This is a genomic window from Pandoraea pulmonicola, assembly GCF_000815105.2.
GTDB classification, from domain to species: Bacteria; Pseudomonadota; Gammaproteobacteria; order Burkholderiales; family Burkholderiaceae; genus Pandoraea; species Pandoraea pulmonicola.
In genome coordinates this window covers 3,481,904-3,504,575 of the sequence record NZ_CP010310.2, presented here as the reverse complement: position 1 = coordinate 3,504,575, position 22,672 = coordinate 3,481,904, and the positions used below count along the sequence as shown (strand labels likewise).

The window sequence follows — 22,672 nt, the reverse complement described above, 5'->3', positions numbered from 1 at the left end:
GCGTCGTCCGAGACGGGGGCGATGTGCCCGTGCCGCGACTCATGATTTGACTTCGAATGCGGCACCGGTCTCGAAGAAGTTGCCGCCGGCGATGTAGTGGAGACTGCGCGGCACACCAGGCTCGAATTGCCAGCGTCCGTCGCGAAACGCGCGCGGATCGGCCCACGCGGCCACGACTTCGCCGAGGAACAGATCGTAGCGATCCTGGTTGTGCGGCTCGGGAATCACACGGCATTCCAGCCACGCGAGACAACCTCCGATGAGCGGGGCGCCGATGCGCGAGGCCTCGAACGCCTGTACACCGGTGCCTGACGCGAACTTGTCGGTGTCGTGTCCGGAGACCGAGCCGACGGCCAGCGTTTCGCGCGCGATGGCGCGTGCGGGAACATTGAGCGAGAATTCGCCCGACCCTTCGACGAGTTCGCGCGTGAGCGTGTTGCGATCGATGACGACGGCAACCTTCGGCGGCGAGAAATCGAGGGGCATCGACCAGGCGGCGGCCATGACGTTGCGGCGTCTGCCATGGGCGCTGCCCACGAGCACCGTTGGTCCGTGGTTGAGCAGCCGGTAGGCTTTGGGAAGTTCGACAGGCAGGCGTTCGGTCATGTCAGGCACTCGGCGGACGTAGCGGGATTGGAGCGATGCCATCGGCGCGGCGGTTCGACGGTCGACCGCGATGGCGAGCGATCCATGATAGCGTGGCTCGCGTCCTCCGAAAAAGGCGGCCCGCAGGGTGAGCTGCGGGCCGTACAAACGGCACGATGCGGGGAGCGCGTGCCGGATCAGATGTGCGCGAAGTATTTCATGGTCCCGTCCCAGTCCGGTCCCCATGATCGCGCCGCACCCGCTCGGGCAAACGACTCGTCGCCCGCATGAAGTAACATTCCGGTCATGCGATGGCAGCCGCACCTGGAGCAGGCGCCGGGCCCCCTCGAGACTGGAGAGAACTTATGACGACCGATCGACGCATCACGTTCTACCACGCGCCCAACACCCGTTCGTCCGGCGTATTGGTACTGCTCGACGAACTGCAGGCCGAACACGATCTCCATCTGCTGCGCTTTGCCTCGGGCGAGCAGCGCGGCTCGGAGTATCTGGAAATCAACCCGATGGGCAAGGTGCCCGCGATCCGCCACGGCGACGCCGTGATCACCGAGCAGGCTGCCGTCTACATGTATCTGGCGGAGCTGTATCCGGAGAAGGGGCTCGCCCCGGCGCCTGGCGATCCGAGGCGGGGGCCGTATCTGCGCTGGATGGTGTACTACGGGTCGTGTGTCGAGCCCGCGGTCGTCGACAAGTCGCTCGGGCGCGCGGGCGCCGAGCGTTCCCGTTCGCCGTACGGCGACTACGATTCGGTCATGTGGACGCTGGAGCGGCATCTCTCGCAAGATGCCGGGCTGTGGTGGCTGGGCGACACGTTTACCGCCGCCGACGCGCTGTGGGGCAACGCGATGCACTTCCTCACGCAATTCAAGCTCGTGCCGGAAACGCCTGCCGTGAAGGGCTACGTCGAGCGCTTCCGCGCGCGCGATTCGTTCGTGCGCGCGCAACAGCGCGATGCGGAATTGGCCAAGCGTCTGGCAGCCTGAGTTCGGGCGCATGCCGCCGGGCGACGTGCACTGTCACGCGCTGCGCGCACCGCGGCATCAGGACGTCGCGGCGCTTCCCCGCAGGGGACGGATCAGACCTCGATCGTATCGATGACCGGTTCGCATTCGATGGGGAAGTTGACCGAGTTCGCGACGTAGCACTTCTCGTGAGCCGCGTGATGCAGCGTTCTGGCGAGCGCCACGTCGCCGCCGGCGCGAATGGTCACATGCGGATGCAGAACGATCTTCGTGAAGCGGCCTTCGGTGGCCGTGTCGATCATCGTGCCCACGGCCTCGTCGCGATAGTGCTCCACGACGATGCCGGCATCCGAGCACAGATGCAGATACCAGAGCTTGTGGCAGGCGCTCGCCGAGGCGACCAGCAGGTCTTCCGGATTCCAGCGCGAGGCGTCGCCGCGAAACGCCGGGTCGGACGAGCCGGGAATCGACGGTTTGCCGGACGCGCGAATTTCGTGATTGCGTCCGTATGTCCGGTAGCCCGACGTGCCGCTGCCCTCGTTGCCGGTCCATTCGACGTCGATCCGGTACTCGTGTTCGCCTGATGCCATGAATCGTCTCCGCAAGAAGGGGCCGCGGGTGGTGAAGGGGGATGCGTTGATTTGTCGGCGGACCCGCGCGACATTCTCGCAGGCGCGCGTGCGGACGGCTGGCCATTTTCGGCTGTCATTTTTCCGGCTGTCTTTCCGCCTCGATTACCCGGCGATCGGTTCGGTCGTCAGCGCACGGGTGACGCCGTACATCGGCCGGCGCATGGCGACGTCGAACGGATTGGTCTGGGGTCCGACCAGTTCCGCCTGGCGGCGCAGCAACTCCACCACCATCGGTAGACGATCCGGCGTCAGCCGCGCCGCAAGCGTGCCCACGCTCAGGGCGCCCACCGCGTTGCCGGTGCGGTCGAAGATCGGCACGGCCACTCCGGCCATGCCATCGAGCACTCCGCTATTGCTGCCCGCGTAGCCTAACTGGCGTACCCGCTCGATCTCCGTGCGCAGATAGACCTCGTCGAGCACGCCGTAGCCGCGCAGACGCGGCACGTTGAAACGAATGATCTCCTCGCGCTCGGCTTCCGGCAGGAACGCCAGAATGGCCAGACTGCCCTGACCGACGCCGAGCGCCACGCGCCCGCCGATGTCGCCCGTGAACGAACGGATCGGAAAGGGGCCCTCGCACATGTCCAGACAGACGGCGTCGAAGCTGCTGCGCACGAGCAGGAAGATCGTGTCGCCCAGGCTTGCGCACAGGCGCAGCAACGACGGGCGGCACAGCGTGCGCATGCCGCTCGGATTGCCTGCCTGCGAGGCCATCGCGAAGAAGTCGACGCTCAGCCGGTAGAGCTTGGATGTCACGTCCTGCTCCACGACCTGTTCCGCGATGAGCGCATGAAGAATGCGGTGCACGGTGGCCTGACTCAGCCCCACGGCCTTGGCGATGTGCGTGACGCGCTCGCCCTCGGGCTTGGCGGCGCCCAGCGCGCGAATGACGGCAAAGGTGCGCTGCAGGATGCCCGCGCCCGCGGACTCCGGTGCGGCCGAGGACGGTGACGACTTCGGCGTGTGGGTTGAATCGGAGGTGCTCATCGTGTTCTCAAATATTCCGTCAAACGAAATACTAACTTAAGCCGATACGGATTGAAAACTACCGGGATACCTCGGAAATTGCAAAAATACACGATATTTTATGGTGATTAGGGATTATCCCAAGATGCTGTTGCGAAACGAAAGTCGACGTTGGTTCCTTAAATATTTCGTCAAACGGAATATTCATGAGATTTATATCATTTCATGGAATCGTTATCTTGCGGCGTGCAATTTGGCTGGCTACTGTTCAGTGCAATTGCATAGCTGTGGCGCGTAGGTGCCCGAAGGTAGCGACATGTCTTTTCTGACTTTGACGGATGTTTCCAAGACGTTTGGCGACTTGCATGCCGTCTCGAACGTCAATCTCTCGGTGGAGAAGGGGGAGTTCGTCTCGCTGCTCGGCCCGTCGGGCTGCGGCAAGACGACCACCCTGCAGATGATCGCGGGTTTCGTCGAGACCACGACCGGGCACATTGCGCTCGACGGACGCGACATCACGCACATGCGTCCCAACAAGCGCGGGCTGGGCATCGTGTTCCAGAGTTACGCCCTGTTCCCGCACATGACCGTGGCGGATAACGTCGGCTTCGGTCTGGAGATGCGCGGCGTGGAGAGGTCCGAGCGTCAGGCACGCATTCGCGAGGCGCTCGCGCTCGTGCGTCTCGACAAGCTCGGTCATCGCTTCCCGCGCGAGCTGTCGGGCGGGCAGCGTCAGCGCGTGGCGATCGCGCGCGCGGTCGTGATTGCGCCGCCGGTGCTGCTGCTCGACGAGCCGATGTCCAACCTCGACGCCAAGCTGCGTGAGGAGATGCAGTTCGAGCTGCGCGCCATTCAGCGCAAGATCGGCACGACCACGATCATGGTCACACACGACCAGTCCGAAGCGCTCTCGATCAGCGACCGGGTCGTGGTGATGGAGGCCGGACGCATCACGCAGGTCGACACGCCGTACCGTGCCTACGAGCGTCCCGAGACGGCGTTCGTCTCGCAGTTCATCGGCAAGGCCAACATGCTGGCTGGCCGCGTGGCGGCGCGCGACGACGATCATCTGCACGTCGAGTTCGGCTCGCAACTCACTCGGCTCACCCAGCGTGCACGGCTCGCCGACCTCCCGGCGCACGAGCGCAACGCCGCCGTGGGCGACGCCATCACGCTGTGCCTGCGTCCCGAGAAGGTGCGGTTGTGCGAGCCGTCGGCGGGGCGTTTGCCGGCGACCGTGACAAGCCGCTTCTTCCTCGGCAGCCAGTGGCTCTATCGCGTGGACAGCGCGCTGGGCGAAGTGCTCGTGAGCTGCCAGAACGAAGGCGGCGAACCGCTGGGCGAGGGCGCCTCGGTCGGACTCGACTGGCAGGCTGAAGCCGTGCGCTTCATCTCGCCAAACACCGGGAATGCCGGGAACGCCGGGGAGCGCGCCCATGGCTGAGACACTGCAAGCGGCCACCATCAAGCGCGCGCGCGGGGCGTCGGGCACCCGGGCGCCCTGGCACGCCTATCTGCCCATGTGGATCATGAGCGCGCCGGCCATGCTGCTCTTCGTGGCGCTGGTGCTCATTCCGCTGCTGATGACGCTCGCGCTCACGTTCTATCAGTTCGATCCCGCGAGCGGCCCGATTGCGGCATTCCAGTTCGGGAACTATAGGGAAGTGCTGTTCGACACGTACTTCCACACGATCTTCCTGCGCACCTTCGGCATCTCGCTCACGGTCACGGCGGTGTGCGCCGTCGTGGGCACGTTGGAAGCCTACGTGCTCTCTCGGATGGGCGACCCGTGGCGCTCGCTGTTCCTGCTGGTGATTCTCTCGCCGCTGCTGGTGTCGATCGTGGTGCGCGCGTTCGGCTGGAGCATGCTGCTGAGCTCCGGCGGTCTGATCAATCAGGCCTTCGCGCTCGTGGACATGGGGCCGTACAAGATGGAGTACACCAACTTTGCCATCGTCGTTGCGCTCGTGCACGTGATGTTGCCGTTCATGGTGATCCCGGTGTGGACGTCGCTGCAGCGGCTCGACCCGCAGACCGAGAACGCCGCGCTGTCGCTCATGGCGTCGCCGGCGACGACCCTGCGCCGCATCGTGCTGCCGCAACTCGTGCCCGGCATTCTGTCGGGCAGCCTGATGGTGTTCGGTCTGTCGGCGAGCGCCTTCGCGATTCCGAGCCTGCTGGGGGGACGCCGCCTGAAGGTCGCCGCCACCGCCGTGTACGACCAGTTCCTCAGTTCGCTGAACTGGCCGCTGGGCGCGACCATCGCCGTGCTGCTGCTCGTCGCGAACCTGCTCGTGATGCTGACCTATTACCGCCTGCTCGAGCGCCGTTATTCGCGCAGCATGGGCTGAGGCCGACCCCCTCTCACCGCACAGCATCGAATCGCCATCATGCGTAAAAACAGCCCCCTGGCGCTCGCGTTCCACTCGCTCGTCATCCTTTTCGTCCTCGCCCCGATGATCATCGTGGTGCTGGTCGCGTTCACGCCGGAGCAGACGCTCTCGCTGCCGACGCGCGGCCTGTCGCTGCGTTGGTTCCGCGCGATTCTCGACTTCCCGGATTTCATCGAGTCGTTCTTCACCAGCCTGAAGCTCGCGTTCCTGTCGGCCACGCTGTCGCTGGCGCTTGCCTTGCCGGCGGCGCTCGCCATCGGCCGCTCGCGCTTTCCGGGGCGCGACTTCCTCAACGGTCTGCTGCTCTCGCCGCTGGTCATTCCCGGGCTCGTGCTCGGCATCGCGTTGCTGCGCTTTTTCGCCATGCTCGGCGTGACGGGCTCGTTCGGTGCACTGATCTTCGCGCACATGATCATGGTCACGCCGTTCATCATGCGGCTCGTGCTGGCCGCGATCAGCGGGCTCGATCGGAGCGTCGAACACGCGGCCGCCTCGCTGGGCGCCGGTGCCTGGACGACGTTTCGGCGGGTGACCATGCCGATGATCCTGCCGGGCATCACCGGCGGCTGGTTGCTTGCCTTCATCAACAGCTTCGACGAGCTCACGATGTCGGTCTTCCTCACGTCGCCGCAAACGGTCACGCTGCCGGTGCGCATGTACATGTACGCGACCGAGTCGATCGATCCGATGATGGCGTCCGTCTCGGCACTGGTCATCGCCATCACGCTCGGGGCGATGCTGCTGCTCGATCGCGTCTACGGCCTGAATCGCATCCTTATCGGCCAGCATTGAACGCACGCACAAAGAAGATGCTCATGTCACGTCTGACTCGAACGCCGCAAGACCCGCGTGCACAGGATCGTCCGCAACTCGCACGCCTGGCGGAGACCTCACGCGCACCTGTCACGTTCTATCTCGATGGCGAGCCGGTGGAGGCGCTTGCGGGCGACACCCTGCTTACCGCCATCCTTACGCATCAGCGCCATGTGCGCGTGAGCGAATTCAGCGGTGCACCGCGCGCGGGCTTCTGTCTGATCGGCGCGTGTCAGGACTGCTGGGTGCGCTGCGAGTCCGGCCCGATGCCGGGCGGCGAGGCGCAGCTCACGCGCCTGCGCGCGTGCTCGACACTCGTGCAGCCCGGCATGCGAATCGTGACGCGCAGGGCGGAGGCCGCCGGGTTCGCCGACGCGCCGACGCGGACGGTGGCGACACCGGGAGGCTCGCATGGGTGAGCGCACCGGGATCGTGATCGTCGGCGCGGGACCCGCCGGCGTGCGTGCCGCGCAGACACTCGTCGCGGCGGGCCTGCGTCCTGTCGTGCTCGACGAGAACGCGCGCTGGGGTGGACAGATATATCGTCAGCCACCGGCCGACGCTGGCTTCACCCGCGGCAGGCAGACGTTGTACGGCTTTGAAGCGGGCAAGGCCGACGCCATACACGCCACGATGGCGGCGCTGCTGCCGAAGCTCGACTATCGGCCCGATACGCTCGTGTGGGCGTGCGATGCAACGGATACCACGGACGCAAACGCAACCGACGACGCAGGTGGCGCCGCAGCTCCCGGCGGGCAACGACGCCTTCATACGATGCACGGCGGGCGCGAGATCGCGGTGCCGTACACGCATCTGATCATCGCCAGCGGCGCGACCGATCGCGTGCTGCCGTTGCCGGGCTGGACGCTGCCCGGCGTGTACACGCTGGGCGGCGCGCAGGTGGCGCTCAAGGCGCAGGGCTGCGCGATCGGCGACAGCGTGGTATTCGCGGGCACCGGTCCGTTGCTGTATCTGGTGGCCTATCAATATGCGAAGGTCGGCGCGAACGTGGTCGCCGTGCTCGATACCAGCCCGTTTGCGAATCAGGCAAGGGCGACGCCGCGTTTGCTCAACCAGCCCGCCACGTTCGCCAAGGGGCTTTACTACGTCGGCTGGCTGCGTGCGCATGGTGTGCGTATCGAACATGGCGTGACGCTCGAGGGCATCGACGGCACCGCCGGCGTGCGTGCCCTTCGCTGGCGGCGTGCCGGCCGCGAGCACACGCTCGCGTGCAATGCGGTCGGTCTGGGCTTCGGCCTGCGTCCCGAGACGCAACTCGCCGATCTCGCCGGCTGTCGATTCGTCTTCGACGATCTGAACCGCTGCTGGCTGCCGGAGCGTGATGCGGCAGGGCGCAGTTCGCAGCCGGGCGTCTACCTGGCGGGCGATGGCGCCGGCATTGCCGGCGCCGACGCCGCGGAACTCGCCGGCCGTCGCGTCGCTCTCGCGCTGCTTGAGGATCTGGGCGTCGCGGCGACTGGGCTGCCCGAACTGCCGGACGCCGCGCTCATCGACCGGAAGCTGGCCGGCATTCGACGCTTTCGCGAGGGCATCGAGCAGGCGTTCGCGTTGCCGGACGATCCCGCGGTGCATTGGCCCGACGACATGCTCGTGTGCCGCTGCGAGGAGATCGACGCGCGCGCCGTGCGCGAGTGCGTGCGCTTCGACGGCGTGACCGAAATCAATCGTCTCAAGGCGCTCACCCGCGTGGGCATGGGACGTTGCCAGGGGCGCATGTGCGGCGAGGCGGCGTGCCACCTGCTCGCCGAAGCAAGTGGGCAGACGCTGGCACAAGTGGGCCGCCTGCGCGCGCAAGCGCCGATCAAACCGATTCCGATTGCCCCGATGCTGTTCGACGAAAACGTCGCGGTCATTCCCGAGGAGGCTCGCGATGAGTGAGGTTCCGCATTACGACGTGGTCGTTGCCGGCGGCGGGCTGGTCGGCGCGTCGGCCGCCCGCGCGCTCGCCGAGCGCGGCCTGCGCGTGGCGCTGTTCGAGCGCCGCTATTGCGGCGCGCAGGCGAGCGGCGTGAATTACGGCGGCGTGCGCTGTCAGGGCCGTCCCGAGGAGCAATTGCCGCTGGCCATGCGCGCCCGGCGCCTCTGGGATCGCCTGCCCGAATTGATCGGTATCGACGGCGAGTTCGTGCGCTCGGGCCACTTGCGCCTGGCGCGCCGCGAGAGCGATCTCGAGCCGCTGGACGCCTGGTCTGCAATGGCTGGCCGTCACGGTCTGGCCACGACCGTGCTGCGCGGCAGGGAATTCCGGCAGCGCTTTCCTTGGATAGGCGAGGGCGCCGTCGGCGGCTCGCTGTGCATGAGCGATGGTCATGCCAACCCGCGTCTGGTGTCGCCCGCGTTCGCGCGTGCCGCGCGCCAGCTCGGTGCGCAGGTGTACGAACGCACGCCGATCACCGCGATGGCGTACGACGGCGTGCGTTTCCAGTTGAGCGCGCAACCCGTTCAGGGCGATGCGCTGCACGTGAGCGCCGATTGGCTGCTCAATACGTCGGGCGCGTGGGCGAATCACATCGCAGGCGCGTTCGGCGAGCGCGTGCCGATGCACGCCATCTACCCGAACATGTGGGTCACCGAGCCGCTGCCGAAGTTCATCGGCCACAACCTAGGCGTGTACGGAGGCGGCGTCTACGCCCGGCAGGTCGAACGGGGCAATTGCGTGATCGGCGGCGGTCGCGGCACCGGCAACGGGGAATACGCGCAGCCCTCGGCCGACACCACGCGCGCCGTCATGCGCGAGGCCTGCGCCTTGCTGCCCGCACTACGCAACGCGCTGCTCATTCGCACCTGGAGCGGCGTGGAGGGCGAGACGCCCGACAGCAATCCGGTCATCGGCATGAGCCGCACCACGCCGCGCCTCGCGCACGCGTTCGGCTTCTCGGGCGGAGGCTTTCTGCTTGCGCCGGGTGTGGGCGAAGTGCTCGCCGATCTCGTCACCCACGGCGAGACGTCGACGCCGATCGACGCGTTTGCCATCGATCGGTTTGCCATGGTGGCGGCGCCCGCCTGATTTACCGATGCCATCCCTACGATCCCTGTCCGTCACAAAACCTCATTCCTCACACACTGGAAACGCAAGGAGAACCACGATGAAGCTATCCCGAAAGGTTGTCATGTGCGCCGCGGCGCTGGCAGTGGGCGCAAGCAGCGCGGCCTGGTCGCAGTCGAAGACGCTCTACATCGGCATGAACGGCGGCCCCATGGAGAAGGCTTACACGAGCCAGGTCTTCCCCGAGTTCGAGAAGGCCAACAACGTGAAGGTCGTGGTGGTGCCGGGCACGTCCTCGGACGTGCTGGCCAAGTTGCTCGCCAACCGCAACAGCCCGCAGATGCACGTGGTGTTTCTCGACGATGGCGTGATGGCTCGCGCGATCAACATGGGCGTATGCCAGAAGCTCGACGATTCGCCTGCGCTCAAGGAGCTGTATCCGTTCGCGCGGGTGAAGGACGACATGGCCGCCGGCGTGCAGCTCGGCATGACCGGTATCGGCTACAACACGAAGATATTCAAGGAAAAGGGCTGGGCCGCGCCGACGTCGTGGACGGACTTCGCCGATCCGAAGTTCAAGGGCAAGGTCGTGTTCCAGTCCGCGTCGAGCAGCACGTTCGGTCTGCACGGTTTCCTCGCGCTGAACCGCATCTGGGGCGGCAGCGAGTCGAACGTCGAGCCGGGCTTCACGAAGTGGGCGACGACGGTCGGCCCGAATGTCGTCGAGTACATCCCCAACTCGGCCAAGCTCTCGGAAATGATCCAGACCGGCGAGGCGGCCATCTTCCCGCTCACGCCCACGGCGGTGAGCGACTTGCAGGACAAGGGCATTCCGGTGGCATACGTCGCGCCGAAGGAAGGCGCGGTGCAGTTGCTCGTCGACCTGTGCGTGGTGAAGAACAGTCCGGACAACGCGATGGCGCAGAAGCTCGCGCAATACCTGCTCTCGGCCAAGGGCCAGTCGCTCGCGGCCGCCGCCGGTGCGTACATCCCGACGAACCCTCACGCCACTGTGCCGCCGGCGATGCAAAAGCGTCTGGGCAAGATCGACGAACTGGTCAAGAACATCAAGACGGTGGATTGGGACGCCATCAATCAGCGCCGCGCGCAGTGGGATCAGCGCTGGAACCGTCAGATCGAGCAATAAGCGTCGCGCTTCGCTCGCGCGCGTCCGGGATATCCGGGCGCCCGGGAAAACGCCGGGGGCAGTTCATTCATCCATCCAAGGGCAACCCCGGCGTTTTGGTCGACGTGGCGCGCGTCATCGGCGCATCCTGACGGGCCGGGCATGGCGTGGCGTCGATGCGCATTAGAATATCGCCATATGCGAGGCTCGGGGACGCAGGCGCCATGCCGATCAACTATCTACGCGGATTTACTCAGCCGGCGCGCACGGACGCGGCGAACCGGCGTCTCGGCTGCTCGCTGGCCTTCGTGGCAGGGGCCGCCAATGCGGGCGGCTTTCTGGCGGTCGGTCAATACACGTCGCATATGTCGGGCATCGTGGCGTCGCTCTCGGACAACCTGGCGCTCGGGCAACTGGTGCTGGTGCTTGCCGGCGTCAGCGCGTTGCTGGCGTTCCTGCTCGGAGCGGCAACGTCCTCCGTGCTGATTCACTGGGGGCGCCGCCACCACACGCACAGCGAGTACGCGGTGCCGCTGATGCTCGAGGCGTTGCTGCTGCTGATGTTCGGCGTCATAGGGGCCAATCTGGAAGTGCACCGATGGCTCTACGTGCCCGCGACCGTGGCGTTGCTGTGCTACGTGATGGGGCTGCAGAACGCGATCATCACCAAGATTTCGCGCGCCGAGATTCGAACGACACATGTGACCGGACTGGTCACCGACATCGGCATCGAACTCGGTAAGCTGGGGTACTGGAACCGGTCCGGGTTGGCTCATCCTGTGCCGCCCGTGATGGGCGACCGGCAGAAGCTTCGTTTGCTGTGCGCGTTGCTCGGCATGTTCTTTCTGGGCGGGCTGGCCGGTGCGCTGGGTTTCAAGCATGTCGGTTTCGTCGTGACGATTCCGCTGGCGATCATGCTCATCACGCTTGCCATTGTGCCGTTGCTCGACGATTTCGCGCGGCATCGTCATTAGGTGCCTCCCAATCGGTGTCCTCATTGGGGGCATCTCATCGAGTCGTTCGGTTCTTCGGTCGAAGCGTGCACCATGTCCTCATGTCCCGGTGCTGCCGCCGACGGGTTGGAAGCCACCGCGAGGCCATGGCCGGACTATGGCGCGAGCATGGCGGCGAGCCGAAGCAGTTCGCCCTGACGGTGGCATCCCGTTTTGCGGAGGATGGCCGAGAGTTGCGTGCGCAGCGTGCTCGTGCCGAGACTGAGCACCTCGCTGCATTCGCCGATGGTCAGCCCCGCGACCAGATGGTGAAAGAGGCGGGCTTCGGCCTGTGTGAGGTCGAAGTGCTGGCGCAGCGCCGTCTCGCTTGGCACGTTGAAGACGCTGCGCCGATCGATGCGTACGCCCAGCGCCGAACGCAAGCCCCAGTTCATGTGGTTGCCCAGTGGGCGGATCGTCAGCCGAAAGGCATTTCCCCACGAATCCGGTACGACGAGCGACACGGCGGCGCGGGTCGAGCCTGTTTGTGCGAAGGCGTATTGCAGGCGGGATTGCCAGTTGGGTTGCCGATGCGTGAGCCGGCGCTGGTGGCGCACGAGTTGGCTGTCGCTGGCGCCGAGCAGCGTGTCCAGTGCTGCCGTGGACTCGAGAATCCAGCCGTCCGGCGAGACGACGAGGAACGCCTCGCGGGCAGGATCGAGCATCTCGCCGAGTGCCGCGATACTTGTGCGTGTGGCGGCGCGCCGGGCTGCGAATGCGGCGTTGAGCTGGCGTTCGTACTCGGCGAGGCGCGCGGCGTGGGCGAACGACGGCTCTACGATATGCATGCGTTGCACGCTCAGCGAGGTCAGGACGTCATCGTCGTTGCAGATCACCACGCCGACCAGCTGTTCGAGTTGGTACGGACGCATGAACTCGTTCCAGAACACGCGATCGTTCGGCGATTCGTGCTTGAGCGCGATGGAGGAGTCGTACCAACTGCCGGCGGGGGCGTGCCAGAAGCGGCGTGTCGAGTCGTCGTACTGGTAGTAGGTCTGTGCGTAGTCTTCGATCAGCCTGGCTTCGTGACCGGATTGTTCGACGAATCGCACGGTGCGGTTCTGCTTGTCGTGGCAGAGCATGGTGGCGGCGTCGCCGCCGAGAAATTCGCGTGCGGTGTGCACCACGTCAAGCCAGTCGGCCTGCCCGGCGCCCACGGCCTGAACCGCGTCCGATGCCCGTCGAAAGCTGATGTCGTCCGACATGGGATTCCCCCGTACTGATCCCGCGGGTTGTCGCCCGTATTTTCTGCGGAGTGTAGCAGAACGGACTGTCGATTTTGGGAGGGGGGCGTCAACTGTGATTTGTGCAGGCGACAATGCACGTTCGCGCTGAGACAATGCCGGCATGTCGGACGGCATCTGTGGGCTTACGGTTCGGCGCACGATTCCATATGCAGACGAGGGTAACCATGAACTTCAGACAATTCGCCGCAGCCTGCCTGTGTCTTGCCGGGGCCTTGGCGGTCGGTCATGTCCATGCGCAGTCGTACCTGGGCGCGGGAGACCTGGGCAGCATCCGGCAGACGAATCAATCGCCGGCGGTGAGCCCGATGGTGTCGGCGGTGGGTGGCGCGGCGCCCGGTGTGACGGATGCGCAAAGCGCGAGCGCGAGCATCAATCGCGCAGCGAGCGCATGGGCGGCGTCGGACGCCGCGAGCGGGACCACCGGTTCGAACGAACAGGAGCGGTCCGCCACGGCTCGCGCGCTGGACACACGCAATCTCCAGCATCCGCGCCAGACCCGGTCGTTCGACAGCATTGCGCGGCCGTCGCGGCCGGAGTGAGGCACTGAGTCGCCTGAGTGCTCAGGCGCCAAGGCATTGGGCATGGCCGCGACCGCCCGACGGCGGGTGGCGGTGTGTGCTATGTGTGCGATGTGACCGCCGCCGGCGGTGCTGGAGCGGCGCAGCCGCGTGCAGCGCAGACTACTCGGCCATTGCCGGGATGGCGCCTTCCTGAAAGAGGATGCGCGGTGCGTCCATTGTTCCCGACTCTTCGTCGACGAGCACTTCGTAAGCGGCGATGCCGGCGAATCCGGATGCCATCGATTGTGCGATACGCACCGCACCGAACTCCGTGCTCGCCTGACGCAGTTCCCCGGGTTGCAGAAGGCCGTCCTTGTTCTTGCGATAGGGCACGACGATGAACTTGATGGATTTTACGTCGCTCATGGTGGTGTCACTCCCGTTGAGGTTGATGGTCGGGAATGTAACATGAATACTGTATAAAAACACAGTTATTTTTTTGGGGGGAAATGTCGCTCCTCGGTGAAATCGCGCCATCGCGTGCGATGCGGGTGGGCTGGATGGCGTTTAGCGTAACTAAGCAATTAAAACGAGAAATGGACCCCACGAAGGCGACCGCGCCGATAGTGCATGTTGCTAGGTTGCGATCGCTTGGTGTTGTTATGTATAGTCGACGAAAAAATAATAAACCTATCGGGATGCTAAAAATAAAGTTCAGAGGTGGCAGCGATGCGCCGGCTATTGACTTGTTTTGCTATTGCGTGCATTTCCGGAGCGGCTCAGGCCGGGCCTGACGACGACACGGCAATATGCGGTGGCCAGACTGCCATCGTGGCAACCTGGGCTTGCGGCGACGTCGATAGTGGCGGGCTTTGCACGCTATGGGGCGTCGACACTACGCATTCAGGACAGTGGACCGACAAGAGCCTTTTCGTCGTCGAAGGTCCGAAGTCCGCGAAGCGAGTGGCTTATGCGGAAGCGTGCCGGGACGATCGCTGTTCCCGCCCACAATATTCGGTTTGTTCCATGCCCGTTTCGGGGGGAACGCCGACGCAGTTGGAAACGCTTCTGCACCGGTAGCCGCATCGCCACGCAATGCAGCAAGGCGAGACCGTGGGCTCAGGGGCAATGAAAGAAAAGACCCGCACAGTCGAGAATTGCGGGCGCTTTCTATTCTGGGCGAGGCGAGGCGATTTGGCGTTGCCGCGCCGATGTGGGACTGCTTCCTATGATTTGTGCGACGAGGGCGGCGTGGAATAGGTGTCGTCATACGGGGATCACCTATGCAAACTCAGTACACAATCCGCCGTGCACCCCCTTCAGACGCGGCTCGGCTCACGAGGTTGGCGCGAGCATCCAAGGCCCATTGGGGGTATCCCAAGAAATGGCTCGATTTGTGGCAGGCCGACCTGGTTGTAACGTCCGAGACGATTCGACGAGCCATTGGCTATGTTGCCGAGGTCGGAGAAGAAATCATTGGGTTTTGGGTCCGGATGGCGTTGGATTCCGAACTGCCTACCCCGGGATGGTTGTTTATCGATCCAAGGTATATGGGGCAGGGGGTCGCTCGCGCACTATGGGCCGAGGTGCGCAAGGAAGCTGCAGAAAGAGGGATCGAGAGCTTTGTGATCGAGGCTGACCCGAACGCCGTGGGGTTCTATCTAGGGCTGGGAGCGGAAAGGATCGACCAGAAGGAATCTTCAGTAATCCCAGGACGGATCATCCCGATTTTGCGTCTACCGATTCGCTAGCCATCATTAGCCGGCGATCCGGCGGTCGCCGCACTGCCGGTGGTTGTGCCTCATCCGGCATGAAGCAGGTTCAGTCCCTTCACGGTCAGTTCGCCTTCCCGCGTGACATATTTGCATACTGAATAGATACTCAGGCCGAGCCTTTGCGCCCACGCCATTCGTTCAAACGGGCCGCCGCAGGCCCGCTCGTCGCGCAGTGCCCGCAGGTCTCGCGGCTCCACGCATCTCAGCGTAGACCCAAGGTGTGCGGGGGCTGTCGACTCCATGCGCTCAGGCTCTGTAGATTGGAGGGCCGCATGGTCTTGCAGGAGTCTCAGTATTTTTATATCGCTCCGCACCTGGTCGGGGAGCATTGCATAGTTGTCGGCAAACGTGGCCGCATCGGGCGGGCGACCACTGCCCACCGCCGACTTCAGCGCTCGCCAGTAGTCACTCTCCAGTCTTGCGTTGGGCCTCAGCGTTCTCATCTTTAGCCCTTTCATCCTCGACTGCGCCCACGACGTCAGTTCGGACCTACGGGTGCCTCGGTCGATCAAGCGTACATAATTGCGTACTGTCGACCGAGGAATGTTGTGTCGTCGTGCAAATTCAGCCGCATTAAACGGGCAGTTTTTCACCTCGGCGGCCAGCGCGAGAAGGGCGTCGTCGCTCATCTTCCCCTTGCTACTGGTACATTCCCCGTTTATCACGGCCAATCGGTTCCGTGCGGCCACGGTAAGCTCATCGTTGGTGACATACTTTATCAACGTCTCGCGGGCCACGCCGAGCGCTGCGGCAAGCGCTGCCTTGTTAAGTCCTTGGCCGGCAGTCTGCGCTGCTTCGACGGCTGCCTGAATGGCCAGCAGCGTTTCGTCGGTGATCACTTTGGCGCGGATTTTTATTGGACAGGGCGTCAATTCAGGGCGGCGCCAACTGTCAGCGCGTTGGGCCGTTGCCCGCGTTTTCCCCGAGCGTGCTTCGAGGGGGTGTGTTTGTCGGACGGAACCTGATGGCCTGCCGGCCAACACGTCGACGCGGGTATGCGGTTCGTGACAAGCGGCCCTATGGTTCAGGAACCCTGAGGCCAGTCCAGAGACTGTCGTGATTCTGAGAGGCGGCAGGAATTGGCTCAAGGTTGGCGGCGGAAGGGGCCACCCGTCGGCCTGACGCACCTCGCGCACGTGGGTGCCAAGTGAGTTTGGCGGCGTGGACGTTGAAGTTGACGTAATTGACTGTGCGGACGCTGCGGTCATTACCGGAGGTTGGGAGCACGGGGCTCGAGCGCCGGAAATGGGACACATGGATTCTCCTCGCGCAAGCGCTTTCGTTCGTAGCGTGCTCGGTGTTGGTGGCGGGGCACCGCGTGTATTTTCATTGTCACCGAGGCTGCGCCATCCGCACTTGCATAAATCGTTCTTTTGCGAGCGCGCAAATGGGGTGATGCCGTCAAACGTAGTACAGTTGGATCGTCGCGAATCTCACCACCTTCCCCGGGTGGCGCGACATTGGTCCACTGCGTTACCTCCCTTGGCGCAATGGCCTCATGCCGCTTCGCAACGGAGCGGCATTTTTTGTGCCTGCACCGGGGCATGCATGAGGTGGCTCATGTTGCCGCAGCGATGACGGTGGCGTCGGCGCTGAAATTTGCGTAGTAGTCCTACGCGCTACCGATGAAAATACTAAAAAGTTCCCCGTTTCGAATATCCCACTTGTTTTGCTTAAAAAACGCACCAACGAAAAACCCGCACGGCTTTGAACCGTGCGGGTTTCGAATTGGTCGGGCGAGAGGATTTGAACCTCCGACTACCTGCACCCCATGCATGCTGGCGCATGCCGCCACGCCCGAGGAAGGCCGCGGCGGGTTCAAACGCTAAACGCTGGCAATCACACTGCGGTTCTGCGAATTTCAGTCAGCGCTTGCTCCGCCCAGGTATCGAGCGTGCCGCCGAGAAGTGCCTTCACCCCATCATCCTCCCACTTGGGGTTATGCATCAGCCACGTCATCACGCGCTGGCCGGGATGGTCGTAGTCGTCGCGGCTCATCCAGTAGTGGTGAAGTACCTTGGTAGGCACTATGTTCGCGGCGCGGCGCGCATCGCCCGGATATCGTTCGGCAAACCCCGCGTAGACGGAGCTTGCCTCGCGCAGCTGGCCGGCTTTGAGCCGATCGGTGAGCGTTTGAAGCATGTCTTTGGTGTAAAAGTTGCATTCACGCACGAACCGAACGGACGCCAGTGTGCTTTCGAGCAGCGCCTGATCAACGGCGGCTTTACTACGGGACATCGATGGGTCCAGCACATGCTTGCTGTTAGTAGCAAAGATCGACAGGTCCTCCGCATTCCGAGCCGCCCGTACACTGATGTTCTCGTCTCCCGTCAATTGAGAGACCATGCGTCCAACTGTCAGACTCATGTCACGAGCGAAATCGCCTTGGACATCATTTTGATCCAGGCCAATGAGCTTTACGGCGCGGAGCAGGTTGGGGGTTAGGCTCAGAAACCTTTCCTGGGCCGCGCGCACCGCCTTAGGGGTCCTTTCCGTGAGCGTTGAGGATTGCGCTGCGAAATGATGAAACTCGGAGACAACATTCTGGCCATCGTAGCGCATCGAACAAAGCAGGCGGGCTCTGTCATCGAGATCGAAGGGGGGGAGGTTCGCCATGGTGTTTTCCGTAGCAGCGTGGCACGGGATATCAAAATCCCCTATTCGGAAAACGGGAGGATCATTGTCGGAGATCTGCCAAGTCAGCGAGTCTTGGCGTGCAGGCGCGACATACTGCTTAAGTTCAGAAAACGAGGCCAGTTGTTCTGCCAGCGTGTCCGCGTGAGCGAGGCGGAAAAGAGCGACCTTGGCAGCCTCCCTCTTTGTGCCAAGAAACCAGTCGGCGATTTTTCCCCATAGACTGACCACATCTTTCTCGCGCTGGGCGGCTACGCTTGCATGAATATCACCTTTGCTGATTATGCGAGAGAACCAGCTTCCACTGATATGAATGTCCATACGTTCAGGTAGCGAAAACGAATCGCTTCTCGTGCTGAGTGATTAGTGAGAGTCCGCGTATGCCGGTCGATTACCTTAATCCGACGAGGCGATAATGTCCTGTTGTTGAACATATGGCTTTCAGAAAACGATCAATAGGCGGTCAGACAGGAACGCCCTAGCGTGGTAGCCATTGGATAGTGTGAGGGCCTGAGGGTGGGATTCCATCGGCTACTCGACGATATAGCCTCTCGAGGTCGACAAGCACCGCGTCTCGCTGTTCAGCCTCGCACCCGACGACAGACGACTTCCTCGATCACGCGCCGAATGTCCGGATCCCGGTTTGTGAGCCGCAGATTGCGCAACTGCGCGATGGTCAGGTCTGACGGTCGGGGATTGAGCGGCATACTTCACTCCCCTCTACGCCGCGGCGTACTCATCAAGCGCAGGAACTCGCCCGTGCTGAAACAGCACCTTGGGCGCTTCCATCGCGCCTGTCTCCGGATCGAACAGCACTTCGTAGGCCACGCACCGGCGTGCCGCTCCCGTGCGACGCGCACGGCGCCGACGCTGGTGCTGGCCTGCCGCACCTCAACGGGCAGCAAATCGTTGCTTTTCCCCTTGCGGTGATCTGGTTTAGAAAACCTGGACGCAAATGAATGTTAGTGTTTCAGCGCGTGATCCGCTGGGATTTCTTGGTTAGGTTTTCTAAACCAGATCACGGCGGCGGGCTTCTTGGGCTTGGCGGGTAAGGCATCCTCGTTGCAACACTCAACCCGAAAGACTTCCTCGGATAAGGATTCGAGACATCAAAAAGGTGACTGGGATCGTAAGCGCAATCACTGCTATCGGTGCAAGGTAGGGTGAGACGTGAAGTTTCCCAACGAGCATGTACATAAAGCCGATGCCGACCAGATACTGAACCACGTATACGAGCGGAAACTTCAACAGTCCTGCAACCGACATCTTTACCTTAAAGACGAAGTGCGAGTTCAGCCAATACGAGATGATCACACTCAGGGCGAAGGATATTGTGTAGGCCAACCTGTAGCCGGTGAATGTGAGGCATAGCGCATAGATCACGTACCCGACTCCGGTGTTCGTTGCCCCCACCGCGAGGAAGCGGGCGAACTCGCGGCTAAAGAACTTCTTCCACCACGGAGTACGGGTGCTTGTTGACCTCATCAAAAATTCTCCACACGTACTCGCTGATAATACCGAGCATAACGATGATCAGGCCCAGCAGAAATGAAATTAGACAAACGATCGTCGCGAAGCCCGGGACTGCCACCTTTCCCAACAGCGCGCTAATAACAACGAGTATTCCATAGGCAAAACTGAAGAGTGAAACCGTTACGCCCGTGAACGAAATGATTCTGACCGGCGCAAACGAGAACGAGAAAATCGAATCAATCATGAGCTTCAGCTTCTTGCCGAAAGTCCATCTTGATTTACCATGCTCGCGTGCCATGCGCTTGTAGTGGATTACATAAGGTTCGACGCCGAGCCAGTACGGGAACAGCGGGAAATTGACGTGCTTTCCGCTGTCTCTCAGGTACGGCAGAAACATCGCGTCCATCAGTGCAAGATCGAATCCCTTTTCTGGGTAGGATGCGATAACGAAAGACCTCAACATCCGGTAGTAAATCTTGGCGAAGAACTTCGACGCCAACGGATCGTCTCGGTCGGTTCGTGCGCAGATGACATACCTTTTCCCAGATATCCAGTGATCAACCATTTCTGGGATCAGCGAAGGCGGATCTTGCAGGTCCGCTGCGAGGAAAAGGAAGCAGTCCCCAGTCACATGCATCACACCTGTTTTAACAGCACTGATAGCTCCGAAATTGCGGCTCAGTTTGATTACGCGGACGTCAGGCTGTGCGGACTTGGACTTGTACTGTTTGAGCAACTCAAGCGAGCCGTCACCAGACCCGTCATCAACGAAGACCAACTCCAGTCCCACGTCGCGCTCAGCAAGTTCCTTCCGGACACCGTCCAGTTTGGTGAAGAGATCCGGCAATGATCCTTCATTGAAATAGACGGGAACAATAATTGAGAGTTTTTTCACGGCATATCTCAGTGTTGGGGCGACCGATCGCCCGCAGTACCCGGCTGAAGATTGCGCAACAGTGCGGCCAGCGCAACCGTCATCAAAAGCGTGACGGCAACGAATACTTCATACATGCGATTTGACATCCAAGGGCCCGTGTACATGAAAAGCATTTGATCCGGGAATTCGAGCAATTTGCCCGTCCAGGGGCCGACATTGATGTCAAGCCAGAAGCGCGAAACTACAAGGGCTATAGCGAGGACACTGTAGTAGAAGGCCCAGTCCTCAGACGTTCCCATGCGGCGGCGCAGCGCCTCGCAAACGATGACCGCGACGATCGGCCATGCATTGATGAACTGGCGCGACTCAGCACCAGCGGACAGCAGTGCGAAAAGCGCTATATAAAAGACGAGGCCCGCACCTTGCTCTTTCACGATTGAGCTAACTTGCGGCCATAGCATGATAGCGAGGACATAGAATGGACCGTAATGCTGAGCGTGTGCGATCACGTTTACCAGCGGATTTGCGACTGAGGCTTGCGTGAGGAGACCGATATAGGATGTGATCGTGAGCGGATCGCCGCCTGGGGCCGCGACGGTGCCGATTACCCATTTGATGGCCACAAAAAGGACCGCGGCTAAGCCCACGCGATACCAACGCACGCCTCGTAGAGCCGAGAACCATACTCCGACGTCGGTAAAAGGCCGCACCACGAAATACATATAGCCCATCAGCAGAATTACACTGGCCGGGAAGAGCGCTAGGCGAATCGGCGTGGTGCCATTCTGCTGGCGTAGTCCTTCGAAAAAGTAGAGATATCCGGCGAGCGACATCCAGAGAAGGGGGATGAGCAGCGCAAGAATATTGGCGTGGAGCTTGACTCGATCACTCTTGAAAGGTGCCTTCCCGAACGCGAGAAGCGGTACTGTGCCGTAAAGCAACGTCGGCCAAATAAATGCACCGACGATGATCGAAATGGAGAGAGGCACAACCCGATCCCGAAGGTAGAAGTAGAAAATTACAAGGCTGATCACGTAAGCCGAAATGTCGACAAGGGTCGGATTGTATGAAGCGTTTTTCAGGACAGGATAGTTTATAAAGAGCGCAGTGCAGGCAAGAAAGTAGGTCGGCAGGTGCCACTCAAAATGACGACCGATCAGGTAGGTAAAGAAACCGGCGATCAGCAGCAGGCCAAAGTTATAGATGTAAAATGCCTGAATGACGCGCACAGGATAGCTAATGTCGTAGCGCAGCAGATTACTGACGTTGTGAACGATTACGGAGGGAAGGAGCCGTCCGATGTAGTAGGCTGGCACAGTCTTGCTCAAAATGACTTCCTTCGAATCTCTTTGAGCCCAACCGGCGTACAGTGAGCCATCCCACCCAAGTCCGTCCTGAAACTGAATTCGCTCCCCGTGATTGAAGTTATATGCAAACAGTCCAATAAAGAGAGCGACGAGAAAAGCAGCAAGAATCTTGTGTTTCGTATTGGTTGATCGCATATCGGATACATGGGTAGCGCACTCGCATATGCGAGCAGCATCGAAAAAACGGAAGGGCTAGATTGAATCGATGATATTAGATGCCTATCGTTCGCCGTATTGCACAACGAGCGATTACGACATGCGGGACCGTTCCAGCTAACGGCGTAAGACCTGTCGGTGCTCAACTACGACGCCTATGATGACCACCTTCTCGTGCTCGCTGTTGATCGTCGGGTAGTCAGGATTCAACGGTACCAACTCGAATACGTCGGCCCCAAGGGCATTGATGCCGCGCGGCCGATATTTCTTGAACGTAGCTTCCTCATGCCCGTTCTTTGCGATCACAAAGTCGCCTGGCCGTGGCGTTATAGCAGGGTCAACTATGAGGCGATCGCCTTCCCGAAACTGCGGCTCCATCGAACGTCCCTCGACTTCAAACGCAAATGCATTATCTGATAGTTCGATGTCCGTGAGAAGGTAATCGAAAGCACCGCCCGGTGGAAATGGCTCGAGCGCCTCTGTCATTCGACCGGCTTGCACACTACTGATCAGGGGCACGCGCCTTTGGCAAAGTGTCGCGGCCGACACATTGCGGTGCGGTACAGACTCCAACCCTGGTATCGGCACCGCGTGTTTCGTGAGCCGTGCTATCTCAAGAATCTGGCTATAGCTTGGCTCATGACGGCCGTTCTCCCACGCTGAAATATTCCCGCGTGTCTTCCCGAGTCGCTCTGCGAGCTCTTCCTGCTTCAGTTGAGCAGCTTCGCGGCTTGCTCGAATCCATTGCGCGATGTCCATATCGCGCAATGTATAGAAAATCTAACCTTGGTTGCGCCATATTTTCTTTCTTTTTGGATGGAATTTCTATCATTTGCACTAAAGCTGACTTCGCAGAGTGTGGACATGGATCACGGATCGTCCCTTGGATCGAGCGCTGAAGGCGGTGAGGGACTGACGAAGAAACAAAAAGCGATGTCGTTCGCGGCCGGCGCGGCGATGTCCTATTACCTGAGTCCACTGGTTGTGATGTATTTCGCGATCACGGACGCTGGCGCGCAGCAGGCGTTTGGGTTCCTGATGGGGCTTTTCGGCCTAGCGCTTGCGAAGGAAGTGTGCAAGGAAATCAACGATGCCGACCTGATCGGGGCCCTCAAGCGGCGACTCTTCGGAGGGCGCGAAAAGTGA

The 22,672-nt window shown here is 61.8% G+C and carries 23 protein-coding genes and 1 pseudogene; 12 read left to right on the top strand and 12 right to left on the bottom strand.

The features are described 5' to 3' along the window. Positions 1 to 39: 39 nt before the first annotated feature. The gene (locus RO07_RS15030; protein ID WP_039415641.1) at positions 40 to 606 is read right to left on the bottom strand and encodes a flavin reductase family protein; all 567 of its coding nucleotides are present in this window, start codon (positions 604 to 606) and stop codon (positions 40 to 42) included. Positions 607 to 950: 344 nt separating this feature from the next. Here RO07_RS15030 and RO07_RS15025 point away from each other — a divergent pair, with 344 nt between their 5' ends. Beyond that, the gene (locus tag RO07_RS15025) at positions 951 to 1,589 is read left to right on the top strand and encodes a glutathione S-transferase family protein (RefSeq protein WP_039411868.1); all 639 of its coding nucleotides are present in this window, start codon (positions 951 to 953) and stop codon (positions 1,587 to 1,589) included. A 92-nt stretch (positions 1,590 to 1,681) separates the two neighbouring features. Here the strand turns inward: RO07_RS15025 and RO07_RS15020 are convergent, their stop codons facing one another. After that, a complete protein-coding gene (locus RO07_RS15020) occupies positions 1,682 to 2,158 on the bottom strand; it encodes an OsmC family protein (RefSeq protein WP_039411866.1) in 477 nt (158 codons plus the stop codon). A 144-nt stretch (positions 2,159 to 2,302) separates the two neighbouring features. Beyond that, positions 2,303 to 3,187, bottom strand: coding sequence for an IclR family transcriptional regulator (locus RO07_RS15015; RefSeq protein WP_039411864.1), 885 nt, complete (start codon positions 3,185 to 3,187; stop codon positions 2,303 to 2,305). Positions 3,188 to 3,482: 295 nt separating this feature from the next. Between RO07_RS15015 and RO07_RS15010 the strand changes: the two genes are divergently transcribed. The 8 genes from RO07_RS15010 (at position 3,483) to RO07_RS14975 (ending at position 11,479) form a co-directional block, all read left to right on the top strand. Beyond that, positions 3,483 to 4,610: an ABC transporter ATP-binding protein gene (locus RO07_RS15010; RefSeq protein WP_039411863.1), complete on the top strand. Its 1,128-nt coding sequence runs from the start codon at positions 3,483 to 3,485 to the stop codon at positions 4,608 to 4,610. Beyond that, entirely contained in the window at positions 4,603 to 5,517 is a 915-nt protein-coding gene (locus RO07_RS15005; protein WP_039411862.1) for an ABC transporter permease, read from the top strand. The genes RO07_RS15010 and RO07_RS15005 overlap by 8 nt, the downstream gene beginning before the upstream one ends. Positions 5,518 to 5,556: 39 nt before the next feature. Continuing rightward, a complete protein-coding gene (locus RO07_RS15000) occupies positions 5,557 to 6,351 on the top strand; it encodes an ABC transporter permease (RefSeq protein ID WP_039411860.1) in 795 nt (264 codons plus the stop codon). 23 nt (positions 6,352 to 6,374) lie between these two features. Further along, positions 6,375 to 6,791, top strand: coding sequence for a (2Fe-2S)-binding protein (locus RO07_RS14995; protein WP_052267346.1), 417 nt, complete (start codon positions 6,375 to 6,377; stop codon positions 6,789 to 6,791). After that, entirely contained in the window at positions 6,784 to 8,271 is a 1,488-nt protein-coding gene (locus RO07_RS14990; RefSeq protein WP_039411858.1) for an FAD/NAD(P)-dependent oxidoreductase, read from the top strand. The genes RO07_RS14995 and RO07_RS14990 overlap by 8 nt, the downstream gene beginning before the upstream one ends. Beyond that, positions 8,264 to 9,400, top strand: coding sequence for an NAD(P)/FAD-dependent oxidoreductase (locus tag RO07_RS14985; RefSeq protein ID WP_039411856.1), 1,137 nt, complete (start codon positions 8,264 to 8,266; stop codon positions 9,398 to 9,400). Before RO07_RS14990 ends, RO07_RS14985 begins: the two co-directional genes overlap by 8 nt. A 79-nt stretch (positions 9,401 to 9,479) precedes the next feature. Then, positions 9,480 to 10,526 (top strand): ABC transporter substrate-binding protein, encoded by a 1,047-nt coding sequence (locus RO07_RS14980; protein ID WP_039411854.1) that lies wholly within the window; start codon positions 9,480 to 9,482, stop codon positions 10,524 to 10,526. A 203-nt stretch (positions 10,527 to 10,729) separates the two neighbouring features. Next, the gene (locus RO07_RS14975) at positions 10,730 to 11,479 is read left to right on the top strand and encodes a YoaK family protein (protein ID WP_039411851.1); all 750 of its coding nucleotides are present in this window, start codon (positions 10,730 to 10,732) and stop codon (positions 11,477 to 11,479) included. A gap of 134 nt (positions 11,480 to 11,613) precedes the next feature. On the opposite strand, the gene RO07_RS14970 is transcribed toward RO07_RS14975, so the two are convergent. Further along, positions 11,614 to 12,702 (bottom strand): helix-turn-helix transcriptional regulator, encoded by a 1,089-nt coding sequence (locus RO07_RS14970; protein ID WP_039411849.1) that lies wholly within the window; start codon positions 12,700 to 12,702, stop codon positions 11,614 to 11,616. Between the two features lie 206 nt (positions 12,703 to 12,908). Between RO07_RS14970 and RO07_RS14965 the strand changes: the two genes are divergently transcribed. After that, positions 12,909 to 13,283, top strand: a complete 375-nt coding sequence (locus tag RO07_RS14965) for a hypothetical protein (RefSeq protein ID WP_039411846.1) — start codon at positions 12,909 to 12,911, stop codon at positions 13,281 to 13,283. A 141-nt stretch (positions 13,284 to 13,424) separates the two neighbouring features. Here RO07_RS14965 and RO07_RS14960 read toward each other — a convergent pair whose 3' ends face one another. Then, positions 13,425 to 13,670, bottom strand: a complete 246-nt coding sequence (locus RO07_RS14960; RefSeq protein WP_039411843.1) for a hypothetical protein — start codon at positions 13,668 to 13,670, stop codon at positions 13,425 to 13,427. A gap of 857 nt (positions 13,671 to 14,527) precedes the next feature. Between RO07_RS14960 and RO07_RS14955 the strand changes: the two genes are divergently transcribed. Then, the gene (locus RO07_RS14955; protein WP_039411841.1) at positions 14,528 to 14,995 is read left to right on the top strand and encodes a GNAT family N-acetyltransferase; all 468 of its coding nucleotides are present in this window, start codon (positions 14,528 to 14,530) and stop codon (positions 14,993 to 14,995) included. A 50-nt stretch (positions 14,996 to 15,045) separates the two neighbouring features. On the opposite strand, the gene RO07_RS14950 is transcribed toward RO07_RS14955, so the two are convergent. The 7 genes and pseudogenes from RO07_RS14950 to RO07_RS14915 all read right to left on the bottom strand — a co-directional run bounded on the left by RO07_RS14950 (position 15,046) and on the right by RO07_RS14915 (position 22,285). After that, positions 15,046 to 15,858, bottom strand: a complete 813-nt coding sequence (locus RO07_RS14950) for a hypothetical protein (protein ID WP_115089108.1) — start codon at positions 15,856 to 15,858, stop codon at positions 15,046 to 15,048. A gap of 892 nt (positions 15,859 to 16,750) precedes the next feature. Further along, positions 16,751 to 16,820 (bottom strand): annotated as a pseudogene (locus RO07_RS14945). A gap of 38 nt (positions 16,821 to 16,858) precedes the next feature. Continuing rightward, entirely contained in the window at positions 16,859 to 17,974 is a 1,116-nt protein-coding gene (locus RO07_RS14940) for a hypothetical protein (protein ID WP_039411834.1), read from the bottom strand. A gap of 750 nt (positions 17,975 to 18,724) precedes the next feature. Continuing rightward, positions 18,725 to 19,138, bottom strand: a complete 414-nt coding sequence (locus RO07_RS26930; RefSeq protein ID WP_072637059.1) for a GtrA family protein — start codon at positions 19,136 to 19,138, stop codon at positions 18,725 to 18,727. Continuing rightward, positions 19,092 to 20,021 (bottom strand): glycosyltransferase family 2 protein, encoded by a 930-nt coding sequence (locus tag RO07_RS14925; RefSeq protein WP_039411829.1) that lies wholly within the window; start codon positions 20,019 to 20,021, stop codon positions 19,092 to 19,094. Before RO07_RS14925 ends, RO07_RS26930 begins: the two co-directional genes overlap by 47 nt. 8 nt (positions 20,022 to 20,029) lie before the next feature. Then, on the bottom strand, positions 20,030 to 21,505 hold the full coding sequence (locus RO07_RS14920; RefSeq protein ID WP_039411827.1) for a hypothetical protein: 1,476 nt from the start codon (positions 21,503 to 21,505) through the stop codon (positions 20,030 to 20,032). A 138-nt stretch (positions 21,506 to 21,643) separates the two neighbouring features. Further along, positions 21,644 to 22,285, bottom strand: coding sequence for a LexA family protein (locus RO07_RS14915; protein WP_039411825.1), 642 nt, complete (start codon positions 22,283 to 22,285; stop codon positions 21,644 to 21,646). Between the two features lie 27 nt (positions 22,286 to 22,312). On the opposite strand from RO07_RS14915, the gene RO07_RS14910 reads away from it, so the two are divergent. After that, positions 22,313 to 22,672: a hypothetical protein gene (locus RO07_RS14910; protein WP_237171263.1), complete on the top strand. Its 360-nt coding sequence runs from the start codon at positions 22,313 to 22,315 to the stop codon at positions 22,670 to 22,672.